Raw genomic sequence first — 16,235 nt, 5'->3', positions numbered from 1 at the left:
TACGCTCGCCCCGGTAAGCAACGCGTAGGGAGTGATCAGGGATGGCGCCCGGCAATAACGGCGCGAGCACCACGCCCGAGGACGACGATCCGTTCGGCTATCTGTACGCCGACGGACAGGCGGCCGGGGCGACCCCGCCCAACGGCGGGGGTGGCGGCTACGGCTACCCGCATTCCCGCTCCTCGTACAACCAGGTCCGTACGGTCGGTGAGCGTCAGTACGGGCAGCAGCAGTACGGCGGGCAGCAGCAGGTGCCGCCGCCGCAGCAGACCGCCCAGTACAACCAGCCGAACGCCCACTACCAGGCGCCCGAGACGCTGCCCGGTGGCGGCGCCCCCGCGCAGCCGGGTCCGCCGCAGCCCTCGCGCGGCGGTGGCGGCCGGGGCCGCGGCCCGAACACCAAGGCCCTGCTGATCGGCGCGGTCGCCGTGGTGGCGGCCGTCGTGATCGGTATCGGCGTCGCCATGCTGAGCGCCGACTCGGACGACGACAAGGGCGAGGCCGGCAGCAAGCCGTCCGGCGGCTCGCAGACCGTGCAGCCCAGCGCGACGCCCTCCAAGTCGGCCTCCGCCGACCCGGTCGACCTGCCGAAGACCGACGCGAAGGCGCTGAAGCTGGACGGCGGCACCGCCACGGCCTCCGACGTCGACGGCGCGAAGGCGGCCGGCGGGGTGTATGTCGCGGGCTTCAACCAGGTGGGCGCGAGCCTGACCTGGACCGTCAACGACATCCCGAAGGACGGCGCGTACAGGCTGTACGTGAACTACGGAGTGCCCGGCAAGGACTCCGACGCCACGATCAACGTGAACGGGACGAAGCAGTCCCGTCCGCTGAACATGACGAACTTCGCCGGCGCCAAGGAAGGCGACTGGGAGAAGGGCTGGACGACCACGTGGGCCATCGTCCAGCTCACCAAGGGGACGAACGCGATCACGGTCTCCTGCGAGCAGGGCAACACGTGCGACGCCAACATCGACCAGATGTGGCTGGCCGAGAACAAGGGCTGACGTCCCGGCGGATCAGGCCGCGCTGATCTGATCCGTCACGTTCACCTCGCGTACCAGGCGCTCGTACGTCGGTACGTCGAACTCCCCGGCCACCGGCGCCACCACCGTCGCCGCCGACAGCGCGACCGCGCGGGCCAGGCGCTGCGGCCACGGCAGGTGTTCCACGTAGCCGGAGAGCAGGCCCGCGACCGCCGAGTCGCCGGCGCCCGTCGGATTGCCGGCCAGCCGGGCGGGGGCGGGGGCCTGCCAGCTGCCGTCCGGGGTGAGGGCGCGCAGCCCCTTCGCGCCGAGCGAGGCGACGACGGCGTGCGCGCCGCGCCTGCGGGCGTCCTTCATGGCCCCCAACGGCTCGTGGGAGCCGGTGAGTTCGGCCAGCTCGTCCGCGTTCGGCTTCACGATGTCGGGGCGGGCCGCGATGCCGCGGCGCAGCGGTTCGCCGCTGGTGTCGAGGAGCACGGTGACGGAGGCGGCCCGCGCCGCGCGTACCAGCGTCGCGTAGGCGCCGACCGGGACGCCCGGCGGCAGGCTGCCGCACAGGGCCACCGCGCTGGCGGCGCCCAGCAGATGCTCGTACGCCTCCTGGAAGGCGGTCCATTCGGCGGGGGAGACCTGCGGGCCCGGCTCGTTGAGCTGGGTCGTGTCGCCGGTCGAGGCGTCGACCACCGCGATCGTGCGGCGGGTCGAACCGCTGACGGGGACCAGGGCGTCCGAAATGCCGTCGGCGCCCAGGAGTTGGTCCTGGAGCGTACGTCCCGTCGCGCCGCCCGCGAAGCCCGTCACCGTCACCTCGTGGCCGAGGGCGGCGAGCACCCGGGCCACGTTCAGCCCTTTGCCGCCCGGCCGTTCGGTGACATCGCGGACGCGGTGCGAGGCGTGCGGACGCAGTGCCTCGACCTTGTAGGTGATGTCGAGCGCGGTGTTCAAGGTGACTGTGAGGATCACAGGACCTCACCCCCCGATGGATACGCGTACGTGCGGCGACGCTTTCAGTTACGGGGGCTGATCATGCCAAAGTCAAGGCGGTTGGCCCAGTCCGCGGACCAACCGCCCCGCGCGTCAGCCCAGTTGGGGCTCGACGATCCACTCGCCCTTGCGCATGACGCCCTTGAGCTCGAACTCCGCGTCCAGGATCACGAGGTCGGCGTCCTTGCCCGGCTCCAGTGAGCCCACCTTGTCGTCGATTCCCAGGAGCCGGGCCGGGTTGGCCGAGATCGCCCGGACGATGTCCTCGACCGCGAGGCGGTCGATGGTCGCGGCGCGCTTGAACGCCCGGTCCAGGGTCAGCGTCGAGCCCGCGATGGAGCCGCCCTCGACGAGCCGCGCCACACTGTCCTTCACCTCGACCTCCATCGGGCCGAGCATGTAGCGCCCGTCGCCGAAGCCTGCCGCGTCCATCGCGTCGGTGATGAACGCGACCTTCCCACCGCCCTTGTGGTGGAAGGCCAGTTCGAGGGCGGCCGGGTGCAGATGCGTACCGTCGTTGATCAGCTCGACGGTGATCCGCTCGTCCTCCAGGAGCGCCGCGATCGGGCCCGGCGCGCGGTGGCCGAGGGGCGGCATCGCGTTGAAGAGGTGCGTGGCGACGGTGGCGCCCGCGTCGATGGCCTCCACGGTCTGCTCGTACGTCGCGTCGGTGTGCCCGATCGCGGCGATCACGCCCTGCTCGGCGAGCAGACGCACGGAGTCGATGCCGCCGGGGAGTTCGGTGGCGAGGGTGACCATCCTGGCCTTGCCGCGGGCCGCGTCGACGAGCTTGCGCACCTCGGCCGGCTCGGGGTCGCGCAGCAGCGTCTCGTCGTGGGCGCCCTTGCGGCACGGCGAGATGAACGGGCCCTCGAAGTGGATGCCCGCGATCTCGCCCTGCTCGGCCAGCTCGGAGAGCAGGCCCGCGCGCTGGATGAGGAAGTCCGTCTCGCCGGTCACGAACGACGGGACGACCGTCGTCGTGCCGTGCAGGCGGTGGGTGTGAATGCCCTTGAGGATCTCCTCGACGGTGCCGGAGGTGAAGGAGGCGCCGCCGCCGCCGTGGTTGTGCATGTCGACGAAGCCGGGCACCACCCAGTGGCCGGAGACGTCGACGGTCCCGGCGTCACCGGGAGCGCTCCCAGCGATCTTCGTGCCGTCGACGATGACGCGTCCGTCGGTGACGGTCCCGGTGGGCAGTACCACCCGGGCACCGGCGAGCACCTTTGCTGTGGCCATCAGGCGGATACCTCCGTGTTGTCGGCGTTGTCGGCGTTGTCGGCGTTGTCTGCGTTTTCTGGGTTGTCGGCGAGAAGATCCCAGGCGAGCAGGCCCGCGCCCAGGCATCCGGCGGTGTCCCCGAGGACGGCCGGGACGATCGTGGGGAGCGCCTGGAACGTCACGCGCTCCGCGACGGCCGCCCGCAGCGGTGTGAACAAGGTTTCCCCGGCCTCGGCGAGACCGCCACCGATGATCATGGTGCGCGGGTCCAGCAGGGTGAGCGCCATGACGAGTCCGTCGGCGAGCGCGTCCACGGCGTCCTGCCAGACCTTGGCGGCCATCGGGTCCCCGGCGTCGACGGCCCGCGCGCAGTCCGCCGCGGTGGCCTTCTCGTCGCCGCTCGCGGCCTGCCAGGCCAGCGTGACGGCGGACGCGGAGGCGTACCGCTCCAGACAGCCGCGCTGGCCGCAGCCGCAGGGCACCCCGCCGGGGCGCACGACGACATGGCCGATCTCGCCCGCCGAACCGTGCGCGCCGGGCTCGATGCGCCCGTCGATGCCGATGGCGCCCGCGATCCCGGTGCCCAGCGGCAGGAACAGGAACCGGTCGGCGTCCTTGCCCGCGCCGAGCCGGCCCTCGCCGAGCCCGCCGGTGCGCACGTCGTGGCCGAGCGCGACGGGAATGGAGCCGAGCCGCTCGCTCAGCAGGGCCCGCATCGGCACGTCCCGCCAGCCGAGGTTGGCGGCGAACACGGCGATGCCGCCCGCCTCGTCGACGACGCCCGGCACGGCGACGCCGGCGGCCACCGCGGGTCCGCCGAAGTGCTCCTCCCCGTACGCGCGCAGCTCGGCGGCGAAGCCGAGTATCGTCTCGACGACCGCGGCGGGGCCGCGCTCGCGCAGGGTCGCCCGGCGCGCCTGATGCAGCAGGGTGCCGTCCGCCCCGACCAGGGCGGCCTTCATTCCGGTGCCGCCCACGTCCAGGGCGATGACATGTTCCACGGGGCACAGTGTCTCGCGTACACCCGCGAGAGGTCTAGTCCATTCGCATGGATCTTGCGCGGATACCGCCCTGTTGCCGGAGCGAGATCTCGGTGGTGTAGACCTTGTGGTTCGGGCCTGGGGGACTCCCGGGCCCTCGCGACGTCACACGTGACACACATACGAGGGTGGGAACAGCGGTGCAGCGGCACATCACCGGTCTGATAGCGGCAGCGGCCGCACTGGGCATGGCGGGCACGCTCACCGCCTGCGGCGGCACGGACTCCGGCGACGTCACGCTGAAACTGGTCGCCGCCGACTACGGCGACTCCGGGGCCAACAGCTCCCAGAAGTACTGGGACAAGCTCGCGGCCGCGTACGAGAAGGACCACCCGAACGTCAAGGTCGACGTCGACGTCTACTCGTGGAACGACGTGGACGCCAAGGTCAAGAACATGGTCGCCGAGGGCCACGCCCCGGACATGGCGCAGATCGGCGCGTACGCGGACTATGCCGCGGCCGGCAAGCTCTACCCGGTCAGCGACCTGCTCAACGTCCCGACCCAGGCCGACTACCTGCCCCAGCTCTCCGACGCGGGCAAGGTCGACAGCACCCAGTACGGCATGCCGTTCGCCTCCTCCACGCGGCTGCTGTTCTACAACAAGAAGCTGTTCAAGGACGCCGGGATCACGCCGCCCACCACGTGGCCCGAGCTGGAGGCCGACGCCAAGGCGCTCAAGGCGGACGGGGTGAAGATCCCCTACGCGCTGCCGCTGGGCCGTGAGGAGGCCCAGGCCGAGACCATGATCTGGATGCTGAGCGGCGGCGACGGCTACACCGACGACGTCGGCTCCTACACCATCGACTCGAAGCAGAACGTCGCCACGTTCGACTGGCTGAAGAACGATCTCGTCGGCAAGGGCCTGACCGGCCCCACCGCACCCGGCGAGCTCAACCGGGCCACCGCCTTCGCCGCGTTCGCCAAGGGCGAGGTCGGCATGCTCAACGGCCACCCCACGCTGATGCGGATGGCCGCGAAGCAGGGCGTCGACTTCGGCACCGTGCCGCTGCCGGGGCCGGACGGGCAGGCCAGGTCCACCATGGGCGTCGCCGACTGGATGATGGCGTTCAAGCAGAACGGCCACGGCAAGGAGGTCGGCGACTTCCTCAACTACGTCTACAGCGAGAAGAACGTCCTGGAGTTCTCCCGCGAGTACGACCTGCTGCCGGTCACCAACAGCGCCTCCGAGGCCATGCTGGGCGCCCAGGAGGACAAGAAGCTCTGGCCGTTCCTGGAGAGCCTCGACAGCTCCGAGATCTACCCCGTCGGCAAGACGTCCTGGGCGTCGGTCAGCGCCGACATCAAGGACCAGATCGGCTCCGCGGTCTCCGCGAACAGCAGCGCGGGCGCCGTGCTCGGCCGGATCCAGAACCAGGCGGCGGCCGCCGAGGCCGCCGAGTAGCGTGGCGGGCATGGAGACCCCACCCCCTCTCGACGAACGCGAGCGCGCGGTGCTCGCGTTCGAGGGGCGCGGGTGGGAGTCGCCGGGCGCCAAGGAGCGGGCGATCCGCGAGGAGCTGGAGCTGGCGCCCGTGCGCTACTACCAGCTGCTGAACGCGCTGCTGGACGACCCCCGGGCGCTGCGGTTCGCCCCGGTGACGGTGAACCGGCTGCGACGGGTGCGGGACAGCAAGCGCCGCGAGCGTTGAACCCGGTCGGCCGCGGAGTCCCCGCGGCCCCACGACGCCGGGGCCGCGGTTAAGGTCGGTCGCATGGTGAGCCCCCAGAACGACCTCTGGACCCCGACCACCTCCGCCGGGCGCGACGGCCTGGCCGCGATCGTCGCCCGGCCCTCCAGGGCCGTCGTCGCCCTCGATTTCGACGGGACGCTGGCGCCGATCGTCGCCGACCCCGAGCAGGCCCGCGCGCACCCCGACGCGGTACCGGCGCTCGCCGCGCTGGCACCCCGGGTCGCCTCGGTCGCCGTCGTCACCGGGCGGCCGGCCGGTGTCGCGGTCCGGCACGGCGGGTTCGCGGGCGTCCCGGGCCTGGAGCACCTCGTCGTCCTCGGGCACTACGGCGCCGAGCGCTGGGACGCCGTCACCGGCACCGTTCGGGCCCCCGCGCCGCACCCCGGGGTCGCCGCGGTCCGCGCCGAACTCCCGGGCGTCCTCGCCGAGTCCGGCCTGTGGCACGACACGTACGTGGAGGAGAAGGGCCGGGCCGTCGCGGTCCACACGCGCCGCGCGAGCGACCCGCAGGGCGCGTTCGAGACGCTGCGCGCACCCCTGGCCGCGCTCGCCGCCCGGCACGGCCTCATGGTGGAACCGGGCCGGATGGTCCTGGAACTGCGCCCGCCCGGCGTCGACAAGGGCGTGGCACTCACCGAGTACGTACGGGAGATCGGCGCCGAGTCCGTTCTCTACGCGGGTGACGATCTCGGCGACCTTCCCGCGTTCACGGCGGTCGAGAAGTTGCGGGAGGAAGGGGTGCCGGGCGTACTCGTCGCCGCGGATACGGTGATCGCGGAGTTGGGGGAGCGGGCGGATCTGGTGCTGGACGGGCCCGCCGGGGTGGTGGCCCTGCTGGAGCACCTCGGCCGGTCTGCCGGAGCCTGAAAGCGTTCATTGTCGACCGCGGGCCCGGTGGGGGCCGGTCGCGCAGTTCCCGCGTCTCAGGGGCGCGGGGAACTGCGCGGCCGGCCACGATGGCGCGGTACTCGCCGACGAAGCGGCGACCACCAACGGCGACAGGCCCCCGAACCTCAGCCCCGCAGCGCGTCCAGCTGATCCAGGAACCACTGCCCGGGCGGCAACGCGGTCCCCGCGGCAGCGAGCCGCTTCGTGCGCTCCGCCCGCTCGTCCTCCGCCATGTCGAGCGCAGCGCCGAGCGCCGCCGACGTCGCGCCGACGTCATACGGGTTCACGACCAGCGCGTCCTCGCCCAGCTCCTCGTACGCGCCCGCTTCGCGGGAGAGCACCAGCACGCACCCCGCGTCGGAGACGACCGGCACCTCCTTCGCGACGAGGTTCATGCCGTCGCGGATCGGGTTGACCAGGGCCACGTCCGCGAGCCGGTACGCCGCGAGCGAGCGCGCGAAGTCGTCCTTGACATGCAGTACGACCGGCGTCCAACCAGCCACCCCGAAGCGGGAGTTGATGGAATCGGCGACGCGCGACACCTCGTCCGTGTAGTCGCGGTACACGCTGAGGTCCTGGCGCGAGGGGTACGCGAACGCGACGTGCACCACGTTCTCCCGCAGCTCGGGCCGGGTTTCGAGGAGCAGCTCGTAGGCGCGCAGGCCGCGCACGATGTTCTTCGACAGCTCGGTGCGGTCCACCCGCACGATCACCTTGCGGTCCGGGCCCACCTGTTCCCGCAGCGCGGCGAGACGCTCCTCGACATCCGCGCGGCTCGCGCGCTCCCGCAGGAAGTCGGCGTCGGCGCCGAGACCGTGCACCCCGATCCGGGTTCCCGACGTGCCCCCGAGGATCCGCGTACAGCAGTCGGTGAACGCGTCCGCCCAGCGCCGGGTCAGGAAGGCCAGCCGGTCCGCGCCGAGCATTCCCTTCAGGAGCTGCTCGGCGATGTCGTCGGGCAGCATCCGGAAGTAGTCGACGGGCGCCCAGGGCGTGTGCGAGAAGTGCCCGATGCGCAGATCGTCGCGGAGTTCGCGCAGCATGCCGGGCACCAGGGCCAGGTGGTAGTCCTGCACGACCACGGTGGCGCCCGGCGCGGCCTCCTCGGCGAGGGCCTCGGCGAACGCCCGGTTGTACGCCTCGTACGACGCCCACTGGCGGCGGAACTCCGGGCCGAACGACGGCTCCAGAGGCGTCTGGTACAGCATGTGGTGCACGAACCACAGCACCGAGTTCGCGATGCCGTTGTACGCGTCCGCGTGCACGTCCGCGTCGATGTCCAGCATCCGCACGCCCGGTTCGGAGACTCCGCGCCGGACGGCCTCCCGGTCGCCGTCGGTGAGCGCCGCGCACACCCACAATTTGTCGTCGACGACGCTCAGCGCGGACACCAGTCCGCCGCCGCCGCGCTTCGCCTCGATCGTGGCGCCGTCGTCACCGTCCCCGACGACGTAGGAGACGGGGCCGCGGTTGGACGCGACGAGAACCTCAGCAGCACCAAGAGTGGAAGCCATACGGGCACGCTAGCCCGGCTCACCCGGGTTCAAACGTACGGCCGGACCCCGTCAGGGGTCCGGCCGTATACGACGCCCTCAGGAGCGGGTCATGCGAAGCGCGTCATCCCCTGCGGCTGCGCGCTGCCGCGAGGGCCAGGGCGCCGAGCCCGCACAGTGCTGCGGCGAGCCCGCCGTACAGCAGGGCGTGCGACCCCTCGGAGCCCGTCGCGGCCAGTTCGGGACCGTGCGACGGTGACTGCGACGGCGCGGGGCGGGCCTGCTGGCGCCGGGGGACGATCACCGCGGTGCACGGGTCGTCGCCGCCACCACGGGCACGGGTCGAGCAGTTGGTCTTCACCACGTCACCGGAGACCGGGATGACGAGGACCTTGCCGGGCGTGCAGGAGACCCGCACGTTCCACTTGATGACGACCTTGCCGTGGGCGGGCACGTCGCCGTTCCAGTAGAAGGCCGAGCCCTTTTTGGTGATGGTGCCCCTGCCGGCGGTCGGGGTGCCGACGGCTGACTTCGACGGCCAGTGGATCCGCGCGTTCTTGCGCGGGTGCGCGCTCTTGTTACGGATGGTGATGGTGTCGCGGATCGTGGCGCACGGGGGCGGGGTCGTGGTGGACGGCCGCTCCACGACCTCGATCGGCGGGACGGGCGCGCGCGGCTTCTCGATGACCGGGGTCGTCCCGCAGTTCGGGTCGCCGGAGTCGTCCTCGCAGTTGGTGCGCGGGGTGTCGGCGATCACGTTGTTGGTCAGCTTGCCGTCGCCGCTGAGCGGGTCGTGGAGCGTGACGCTGTAGGTGATCTTCGCGGTCTGCCCGGCGGGCACGTCCCCGCGCCAGTTCAGCTTCGGCGAGGCGTAGGTGACGTCGCCGATGGTGGCCTCGGCGTCGCCGTTGTACGTGGCGTCGTCCAGCACGTCGCCGAGGTCGTCGCTGAGCTTGGCGCCCGGGTAGTCGACCTCGCCGATGTTCTCGGCGGTGATCGTGTACGTGACCCTGCCGCCCGGCGCGACCTTCTTCGGCGCGGCGCTCTTCTTGATCTCCAGGTCGGGGACCGGCACGGAGAAGGCCAGCGCCGAGGGCACGTAGGTGTCGCCCCGGGTGCGGAACGTCAGATCGGCGGAGGTGGAGCCCGGCGGCAGCGCGGCCGACGGGATGACGGCCTGCTTCGCGTCGATGCTGAAGTTGTTGTGGTCGGCCGGGTCGAGGGCGCCGTCGGCGTGGCTGTCGAAGAAGTTGTTGGTGCCGCCGCCCTCGGGGTCCGCGATCCGCCGGCCGTTGACCAGGAACTGGTCGCCCGCCACGTTCGCGTCGCCCTCGTACGCCGTGACACTGGCGCGCACGTCGCCGCCGCCGGCCCGGTAGAAGTCGTCGATGGAGATCGTGGTGTCCGGGTCCTTGGACTGCTGCACCACGTGGCCGCCGTAGACGTAGACGTTGCGGCGGGTGGGCGCGTACTCGCTGTCCGGGCTGTCGTACTTGTAGACGACGGTCAGCGACCAGCCGCCGACGCAGCCCTTGCCGGTGGGCGCCCAGACGTCGCCGACCGCGACGGGTACCTCGACGCCGGTGGCGACGCCGGAGAACAGCGAGGTGATGTCGGACTCGGCCGTGTAGTAGTGCGGGCCGCCGACCCCGGCCGGGGTGCGCACCGCGTTCTGGACGGTGACGGGGGACTCGGTGCCGCCGTCCACGGCCACCAGGGGCCGCTGGGTGAGCGGGTCGCCGGCCGGTGAGGTGGCGAGGCCGGCGGTGTCGCAGCGCTGGATCTGGTTGCGGCCGAGCTTGTACGTGCCGTCGTTGCCGCCCCAGAAGAGGCGGGCGTAGGCGACCGTGGCGCCGGGCGGGACGGTCACCTTGCCGGTGGAGGAGTTCAGGGCCGTCGAGCCGAACCCGGCCGTGTCCGCGTACCGCATGTCGAACTGGTTGTTGTTCTCCGACGTGGTTCCGGCCTGCGCGTTCTTGCAGCGCGTCGCGTCGGCCTCGGGCGTGGCCGGGCATTGCAGCACGGTGTTGCCGAACGTGATGAAGTCGCCGTAGAGGGCTTCCTCGTAGCGCTTGGCGAACGGTTCGACGACGACCGCCGAGGCGGGAGCGGCCGCCGCGAGGAGTGTCGCGGCGGCCGTCGCTGTCGCGGCGAGTGCCGCCATGCCCTTGAGATGTCTAAGCCACATAAGTGGGCAATCTAGGCAATAAGCATGATGATCCCGTGATTACGCCACGCGACGCTCCGCATACTCACCGATCTCGGTCATCGGGGGCCGCTCCTCCGTGTCCACCGGGTACGTCCTCGGCTCGAAGCCGTGCTCGCCGCGCTCGAACTGGGTGAGTACGGGCCGCACCAGATGGCCGCGCGCCAGCCGCAGCTGCGCCGTGCGGTAGATCGCCGTGGCCATCCGCCCGAGCGCCTGCCCGTCCTGGTGCCGGTGCTTGCGCACCCCGACGTCGACCTGGGCCAGCGCGTCCAGGCCCACGGTGTGCAGCGCGTCCACGAGCAGCCCCAGCTCGACGCCGTACCCGACGGGGAACGGCAGCCGCTCCAGGAGCGACCTGCGGGCCGCGTACTCGCCGCCCAACGGCTGGACGAATCCGGCCAGTTGGGGCCAGTGCAGATTGAGGACCGGGCGGGCCATCAGCTCCGTGACGCGACCGCCCTGCCCCGCGGCCCCGTCCAGCGGGCGGTCGTACATGGCCTTCACGAAGTCCACGTCCGGTTCGGTGAGCAGCGGTCCGACGATCCCGGTGACGAAGTCCGCCGAGAACTCCTTCAGGTCCGCGTCGACGAAGCACACGATGTCGCCGGACGTGACGAACAGGGAACGCCACAGCACCTCGCCCTTGCCGGGCCGGGCCGGGATGCGCGGCAGGATCGTGTCCCGGTGCACGACGCGCGCCCCGGCCGCCGCGGCGACCTCGGAGGTGCGGTCCGTGGAACCGGAGTCCACGACCACCAGCTCGTCGACGAGCGGTACCGCCTCCGTCATCAGCTCGCGCCGGATCGCGGTGACGATGGCGCCGACCGTCTCCTGCTCGTCGAGCGCGGGCAGCACCACGCTCACCTTCTGGCCGGATGCCCGCTTCGCGGCGATCAGCTGCTGCGGCGGGCGGTCGGCCACGGACCAGGAGCGCCTGCTCAGCCAGTGTTCGACTTCTTCCAGCACGGTCTGTGGCTCCTCAGCGGCGGGGCGGTATCGGTGGATGTGATCCATCTCGCGGTTCGGACGACTATCTCAAGGGTCCGGGCCTTCGGTTACAGTCTTGAACAAGGCCGGTGACCATCGCATGTCGGGGTCACCGCCACATAACCGCTCCACATAATCGAATACCGCTCATCCAGAGGGGCAGAGGGATACGGCCCGTTGAAGCCCCGGCAACCCTCCAGCCGGTCTCGTACGCACATCGAAGTGCGCCCGCGAGGCTCCCGGCTCGGGAAGGTGCCAAATCCGTCTCGTGGCGAGATGCGCCGCGAGGAAGATGAGGAGAAAGGGCCTCGCCTCTCATGGCTGTACAGACTGTCGCCACTACCGACGCCGCCACGGACACCACCGCGAAGACCGTCGATCTGGGCCCCGCGTCCGGCCTCTCCTGCCGCGAGTGCGGCACCAGGTTCGAGCTCGGGCCGATCTTCGCCTGCGTCGAGTGTTTCGGGCCTCTGGAAGTCGCGTACGACCTGCCCGTCGGCGACCCTGAGGCGCTCCGCAAGCAGATCGAGGCGGGCCCGGCCAACCTCTGGCGCTACGCCCCCCTGCTGCCCGTCCCGGCCGACGTCGCCGAGAAGCCGAACCTGAACCCCGGCTGGACCAAGCTCGTCAAGGCCGACAACCTCGCCCGTGAACTCGGCGTCGAGCAGGGCAAGTTGTTCGTCAAGGACGACTCCGGCAACCCCACGCACTCCTTCAAGGACCGCGTCGTCGCGCAGGCCATCGAGGCCGCGCGCGCCTTCGGCTTCACCACCCTCTCCTGCTCCTCGACGGGCAACCTGGCCGGCGCCGTGGGCGCCGCCGCCGCCCGCGCCGGCTTCCGCTCGTGCGTGTTCATCCCGCACGACCTGGAGCAGGGCAAGGTCGTCATGGCCAGTGTCTACGGCGGTGACCTCGTCGCCATCGAGGGCAACTACGACGACGTGAACCGCTTCTGCTCCGAGCTCATCGGCGACCCGCTGGGCGAGGGCTGGGGCTTCGTGAACGTGAACCTGCGCCCGTACTACGGCGAAGGCTCCAAGACCCTCGCCTACGAGATCTGCGAGCAGCTCGGCTGGCGGCTGCCGGACCAGCTGGTCATCCCGATCGCGTCCGGCTCGCAGTTCACGAAGATCGACAAGGGGCTGCAGGAGCTGATCAAGCTCGGGCTCGTCGAGGACAAGCCGTACAAGCTGTTCGGCGCCCAGGCCGAGGGCTGCTCGCCGGTCTCCGTCGCCTACAAGGGCGGCCACGACGTCGTCCGTCCGCAGAAGCCCGACACCATCGCCAAGTCGCTCGCCATCGGCAACCCGGCCGACGGTCCGTACGTCCTGGACATCGCGCGCCGCACCGGTGGCGCGGTGGAGGACGTGAACGACGAGCAGGTCGTCGACGCGATCAAGCTGCTCGCGCAGACCGAGGGCATCTTCGCGGAGACGGCGGGCGGGGTGACGGTCGGCGTCACGAAGAAGCTCATCGAGGCCGGCCTCATCGACCCGTCCCTGACGACGGTCGTCCTGAACACGGGTGACGGTCTGAAGACGCTGGACGCCGTCGCGGAGTCCTCGCAGGCCACGGCGACGATCCGGCCGTCGCTGGACGCGTTCCGCGCCGCCGGCCTCGACCACTGAGCCACCCGAACCCGTAGCACCGACGAACCTGTAGCACCGGGAGGCACCCAGCCATGAGCGTCAACGTCCGCATCCCCACCATCCTGCGCACCTACACCGGCGGACAGGCCGAGGTGAGCGCCGAGGGCGCCACCCTCGGCGATGTCATCGCCGACCTGGAGAAGAACCACACCGGGATCGCCGCCCGCGTCCTCGACGACCAGGGCAAGCTGCGCCGCTTCGTGAACGTCTACGTCAACGACGACGACGTCCGCTTCGAGCAGGGCCTCGGCACGGCGACGCCGGACGGCGCCGGCGTGTCGATCATTCCCGCCGTCGCCGGCGGCTGATCTTTCGCTGTTCCACACAGAGTTACTCGAATTGCCCCCTCCGCGAGAGAAGCGGAGGGGGCAATTCTGCTTGGTTGAGCGCGGTACAGTTGGGGAAGCTGCTTCGTTCCCCCGTTTGGTGCATGACGGGTGCATATGAATTCTCGCTCTCGACGCGACAAGAAGCAGCCAAAGTGCCCAGCCCATTCGGGCCTTTTATGGCATTTGCGCGGCCCGACTTGCCCTGGGTTCCGGTGAGTTGGCCCGGTTTCCCCGATCGTGTCTGCCCAGAATTCTCGTCCGATTGACCTGTTGCAGAGGGCAGTTGGGCAGATACATTCAGCCGCGGTCGACGCGTTCCGGCGCACACCCCCACCCAATGGGGAGGGTGAGGTCTGACCCGGATCCGCGAAGTGCGGATCTGTGCAAGGGCCAGTAATAGGGGAGTTAGGCATGGCTCAGGGCACCGTCAAGTGGTTCAACGCGGAGAAGGGGTACGGCTTCATCGCGGTCGACGGTGGTGCGGATGTATTCGTCCACTACAGCGCGATTCAGATGGACGGCTACCGCACCCTCGAAGAGGGTCAGCGAGTTGAATTCGAGATCTCGCAGGGCCAGAAGGGGCCACAGGCCGACATGGTCCGCCTGGCCGCCGCCGGCTGAAGCGCGTCGCGACTGACTGCAGGCTTCGTACGAGACGAAGGGTCCGCGTCCCCACCAGGGGCGCGGGCCCTTCGTGCTGCGCGCGCCCCCGCCGGATCCGTGGTAGCCGCTCGCGCCCGCCCGTCGCCCGACCGTCACCCCTCATCGATCCCGCTTCGCAGGAGCACCTTGCACTCACCGGGGTCGAGTGCTAATCATTGGGCTTAGCACTCTCCCAGTGAGAGTGACAGAACTTGGATCGGGTCGGTGAGGCCCGCAGGCCGGGTGGGGCAAGGAACCACAAGGGCTGCAGGCCGTCCGTCGCGGGCACCAGCGCGGTCCGTTTGCTTGCTTTTCCACCCCGTCCGGGAGGACCACTTCACATGGCCAAGATCATCGCGTTCGACGAGGAGGCACGGCGCGGCCTCGAGCGCGGCATGAACCAGCTCGCCGACGCCGTCAAGGTGACCCTGGGCCCCAAGGGTCGCAACGTCGTCCTCGAGAAGAAGTGGGGCGCCCCCACGATCACCAACGATGGTGTCTCCATCGCCAAGGAGATCGAGCTCGAGGACCCGTACGAGAAGATCGGCGCCGAGCTGGTCAAGGAGGTCGCGAAGAAGACGGACGACGTCGCCGGTGACGGCACGACGACCGCGACCGTCCTGGCCCAGGCCCTCGTTCGCGAAGGCCTTCGCAACGTGGCCGCCGGTGCCAACCCGATGGCCCTCAAGCGTGGCATCGAGAAGGCCGTCGAGGCCGTCTCCGCCGCTCTGCTCGAGCAGGCCAAGGACGTGGAGACCAAGGAGCAGATCGCTTCTACGGCCTCCATCTCCGCCGCCGACACCCAGATCGGCGAGCTCATCGCCGAGGCCATGGACAAGGTCGGCAAGGAAGGCGTCATCACCGTCGAGGAGTCCCAGACCTTCGGTCTGGAGCTTGAGCTCACCGAGGGTATGCGCTTCGACAAGGGCTACATCTCGGCGTACTTCGCCACCGACATGGAGCGCATGGAGTCGTCGCTCGACGACCCGTACATCCTGATCGTCAACTCGAAGATCGGCAACGTGAAGGACCTCCTTCCGCTGCTCGAGAAGGTCATGCAGTCCGGCAAGCCGCTGCTGATCATCGCCGAGGACGTCGAGGGCGAGGCCCTGTCGACCCTGGTCGTCAACAAGATCCGTGGCACCTTCAAGTCCGTCGCCGTCAAGGCCCCGGGCTTCGGTGACCGCCGCAAGGCCATGCTCGGCGACATCGCCATCCTCACCGGTGGCACCGTCATCTCCGAGGAGGTCGGCCTCAAGCTGGAGAACGCCGGTCTCGACCTGCTCGGCCGCGCCCGCAAGGTCGTCATCACCAAGGACGAGACCACGATCGTCGACGGCTCCGGTGAGAGCGACCAGGTCCAGGGTCGCGTCAACCAGATCCGTGCCGAGATCGAGAACTCGGACAGCGACTACGACCGCGAGAAGCTGCAGGAGCGCCTGGCGAAGCTCGCCGGCGGTGTCGCGGTCATCAAGGCCGGTGCCGCGACCGAGGTCGAGCTCAAGGAGCGCAAGCACCGCATCGAGGACGCCGTTCGCAACGCGAAGGCGGCCGTCGAGGAGGGCATCGTCGCCGGTGGTGGCGTGGCCCTGCTGCAGGCCTCCGCGGTGTTCGAGAAGCTCGAGCTCCAGGGTGACGAGGCGACCGGCGCCAACGCCGTGAAGCTCGCGCTCGAGGCCCCGCTCAAGCAGATCGCCGTCAACGGTGGTCTCGAGGGTGGCGTCGTCGTGGAGAAGGTGCGCAACCTGGCCGTCGGCCACGGTCTGAACGCCGCCACGGGTGAGTACGTCGACATGATCGCCGAGGGCATCCTCGACCCGGCGAAGGTGACCCGCTCTGCTCTGCAGAACGCCGCCTCCATCGCCGCGCTGTTCCTCACCACCGAGGCCGTCATCGCCGACAAGCCGGAGAAGGCCGCCCCCGGCGGCGCTCCGGGCGGCATGCCGGGCGGTGACATGGACTTCTGAGCCGGTCACCGACCTGGTTCAGCTCGTCTGTTCGTTCCGAGGGCGGTACCTCCTCTTCACGAGGGGGTGCCGCCCTCGGGCGTTTCCCGGCGCCCCGGTGAATCCTCCTTGTCGGCCCGATGATCACGGGTTATGGTCCCCGGGCCTA

Annotated in this window: 14 protein-coding genes and 1 riboswitch; of the genes, 8 read left to right on the top strand and 6 right to left on the bottom strand. The window is 70.4% G+C overall.

All coding sequences use genetic code 11. The annotated features are described in order from the left end of the window. Nucleotides 1-41: 41 nt before the first annotated feature. Nucleotides 42-1,007: a carbohydrate-binding protein gene (locus AB0J02_RS09010; protein WP_363192911.1), complete on the top strand. Its 966-nt coding sequence runs from the start codon at nt 42-44 to the stop codon at nt 1,005-1,007. Nucleotides 1,008-1,019: 12 nt separating this feature from the next. Here AB0J02_RS09010 and AB0J02_RS09005 read toward each other — a convergent pair whose 3' ends face one another. The 3 genes from AB0J02_RS09005 to AB0J02_RS08995 form a co-directional block, all read right to left on the bottom strand. Continuing rightward, nucleotides 1,020-1,949: a 1-phosphofructokinase family hexose kinase gene (locus tag AB0J02_RS09005; RefSeq protein WP_363192910.1), complete on the bottom strand. Its 930-nt coding sequence runs from the start codon at nt 1,947-1,949 to the stop codon at nt 1,020-1,022. Between the two features lie 114 nt (nt 1,950-2,063). Continuing rightward, entirely contained in the window at nt 2,064-3,209 is a 1,146-nt protein-coding gene (gene nagA / locus AB0J02_RS09000; protein ID WP_363192909.1) for an N-acetylglucosamine-6-phosphate deacetylase, read from the bottom strand. Next, entirely contained in the window at nt 3,209-4,192 is a 984-nt protein-coding gene (locus AB0J02_RS08995; RefSeq protein ID WP_363192908.1) for an ROK family protein, read from the bottom strand. Before AB0J02_RS08995 ends, nagA begins: the two co-directional genes overlap by 1 nt. 227 nt (nt 4,193-4,419) lie before the next feature. Here AB0J02_RS08995 and AB0J02_RS08990 point away from each other — a divergent pair, with 227 nt between their 5' ends. The 3 genes from AB0J02_RS08990 (at nt 4,420) to otsB (ending at nt 6,790) form a co-directional block, all read left to right on the top strand. Further along, nucleotides 4,420-5,634 (top strand): extracellular solute-binding protein, encoded by a 1,215-nt coding sequence (locus AB0J02_RS08990; protein WP_363193044.1) that lies wholly within the window; start codon nt 4,420-4,422, stop codon nt 5,632-5,634. Nucleotides 5,635-5,644: 10 nt separating this feature from the next. Then, on the top strand, nt 5,645-5,881 hold the full coding sequence (locus AB0J02_RS08985) for a DUF3263 domain-containing protein (protein WP_363192907.1): 237 nt from the start codon (nt 5,645-5,647) through the stop codon (nt 5,879-5,881). A gap of 63 nt (nt 5,882-5,944) precedes the next feature. Continuing rightward, nucleotides 5,945-6,790 carry a trehalose-phosphatase gene (gene otsB, locus AB0J02_RS08980; RefSeq protein ID WP_363192906.1) on the top strand — a complete coding sequence of 282 codons (846 nt, stop codon included), beginning with the start codon at nt 5,945-5,947 and terminating at the stop codon, nt 6,788-6,790. 146 nt (nt 6,791-6,936) lie between these two features. On the opposite strand, the gene AB0J02_RS08975 is transcribed toward otsB, so the two are convergent. The 3 genes from AB0J02_RS08975 to AB0J02_RS08965 all read right to left on the bottom strand — a co-directional run bounded on the left by AB0J02_RS08975 (nt 6,937) and on the right by AB0J02_RS08965 (nt 11,479). Then, a complete protein-coding gene (locus AB0J02_RS08975; RefSeq protein ID WP_363192905.1) occupies nt 6,937-8,325 on the bottom strand; it encodes a trehalose-6-phosphate synthase in 1,389 nt (462 codons plus the stop codon). A 103-nt stretch (nt 8,326-8,428) separates the two neighbouring features. Continuing rightward, on the bottom strand, nt 8,429-10,492 hold the full coding sequence (locus tag AB0J02_RS08970) for a hypothetical protein (protein ID WP_363192904.1): 2,064 nt from the start codon (nt 10,490-10,492) through the stop codon (nt 8,429-8,431). A 39-nt stretch (nt 10,493-10,531) separates the two neighbouring features. Next, nucleotides 10,532-11,479: a glucosyl-3-phosphoglycerate synthase gene (locus AB0J02_RS08965; protein ID WP_363192903.1), complete on the bottom strand. Its 948-nt coding sequence runs from the start codon at nt 11,477-11,479 to the stop codon at nt 10,532-10,534. A 165-nt stretch (nt 11,480-11,644) separates the two neighbouring features. Further along, a riboswitch (SAM riboswitch) is annotated at nt 11,645-11,799 on the top strand. Nucleotides 11,800-11,817: 18 nt separating this feature from the next. Between AB0J02_RS08965 and thrC the strand changes: the two genes are divergently transcribed. From thrC to groL, 4 genes are all read left to right on the top strand, one after another. After that, complete coding sequence (thrC, locus tag AB0J02_RS08960; RefSeq protein ID WP_363192902.1) at nt 11,818-13,128, top strand: threonine synthase; 1,311 nt, start codon at nt 11,818-11,820, stop codon at nt 13,126-13,128. A gap of 53 nt (nt 13,129-13,181) precedes the next feature. Continuing rightward, on the top strand, nt 13,182-13,457 hold the full coding sequence (locus tag AB0J02_RS08955; protein ID WP_363192901.1) for a MoaD/ThiS family protein: 276 nt from the start codon (nt 13,182-13,184) through the stop codon (nt 13,455-13,457). 432 nt (nt 13,458-13,889) lie between these two features. Further along, nucleotides 13,890-14,099, top strand: coding sequence for a cold-shock protein (locus AB0J02_RS08950; RefSeq protein WP_109445992.1), 210 nt, complete (start codon nt 13,890-13,892; stop codon nt 14,097-14,099). A gap of 362 nt (nt 14,100-14,461) precedes the next feature. Continuing rightward, the gene (gene groL / locus AB0J02_RS08945) at nt 14,462-16,087 is read left to right on the top strand and encodes a chaperonin GroEL (RefSeq protein WP_363192900.1); all 1,626 of its coding nucleotides are present in this window, start codon (nt 14,462-14,464) and stop codon (nt 16,085-16,087) included. Nucleotides 16,088-16,235: the final 148 nt, after the last annotated feature.

Source organism: Streptomyces sp. NPDC050264 (assembly GCF_040655895.1).
Taxonomy (GTDB): Bacteria; Actinomycetota; Actinomycetes; order Streptomycetales; family Streptomycetaceae; genus Streptomyces.
The sequence above is the reverse complement of the archived record's forward strand: the minus strand, read 5'-3'. Positions and strand labels throughout refer to the sequence as shown.

Excerpts from the sequence above, each read along its gene's own strand:
- AB0J02_RS09010 (WP_363192911.1), top strand. The coding sequence starts at position 42 with ATGGCGCCCGGCAATAACGGCGCGAGCACCACGCCCGAGGACGACGAT.
- nagA (WP_363192909.1), bottom strand. The coding sequence starts at position 3,209 with ATGGCCACAGCAAAGGTGCTCGCCGGTGCCCGGGTGGTACTGCCCACC.
- AB0J02_RS08990 (WP_363193044.1), top strand. The coding sequence starts at position 4,420 with ATGGCGGGCACGCTCACCGCCTGCGGCGGCACGGACTCCGGCGACGTC.
- AB0J02_RS08985 (WP_363192907.1), top strand. The coding sequence starts at position 5,645 with ATGGAGACCCCACCCCCTCTCGACGAACGCGAGCGCGCGGTGCTCGCG.
- otsB (WP_363192906.1), top strand. The coding sequence starts at position 5,945 with ATGGTGAGCCCCCAGAACGACCTCTGGACCCCGACCACCTCCGCCGGG.
- AB0J02_RS08975 (WP_363192905.1), bottom strand. The coding sequence starts at position 8,325 with ATGGCTTCCACTCTTGGTGCTGCTGAGGTTCTCGTCGCGTCCAACCGC.
- AB0J02_RS08970 (WP_363192904.1), bottom strand. The coding sequence starts at position 10,492 with ATGTGGCTTAGACATCTCAAGGGCATGGCGGCACTCGCCGCGACAGCG.
- thrC (WP_363192902.1), top strand. The coding sequence starts at position 11,818 with ATGGCTGTACAGACTGTCGCCACTACCGACGCCGCCACGGACACCACC.
- AB0J02_RS08955 (WP_363192901.1), top strand. The coding sequence starts at position 13,182 with ATGAGCGTCAACGTCCGCATCCCCACCATCCTGCGCACCTACACCGGC.
- AB0J02_RS08950 (WP_109445992.1), top strand. The coding sequence starts at position 13,890 with ATGGCTCAGGGCACCGTCAAGTGGTTCAACGCGGAGAAGGGGTACGGC.
- groL (WP_363192900.1), top strand. The coding sequence starts at position 14,462 with ATGGCCAAGATCATCGCGTTCGACGAGGAGGCACGGCGCGGCCTCGAG.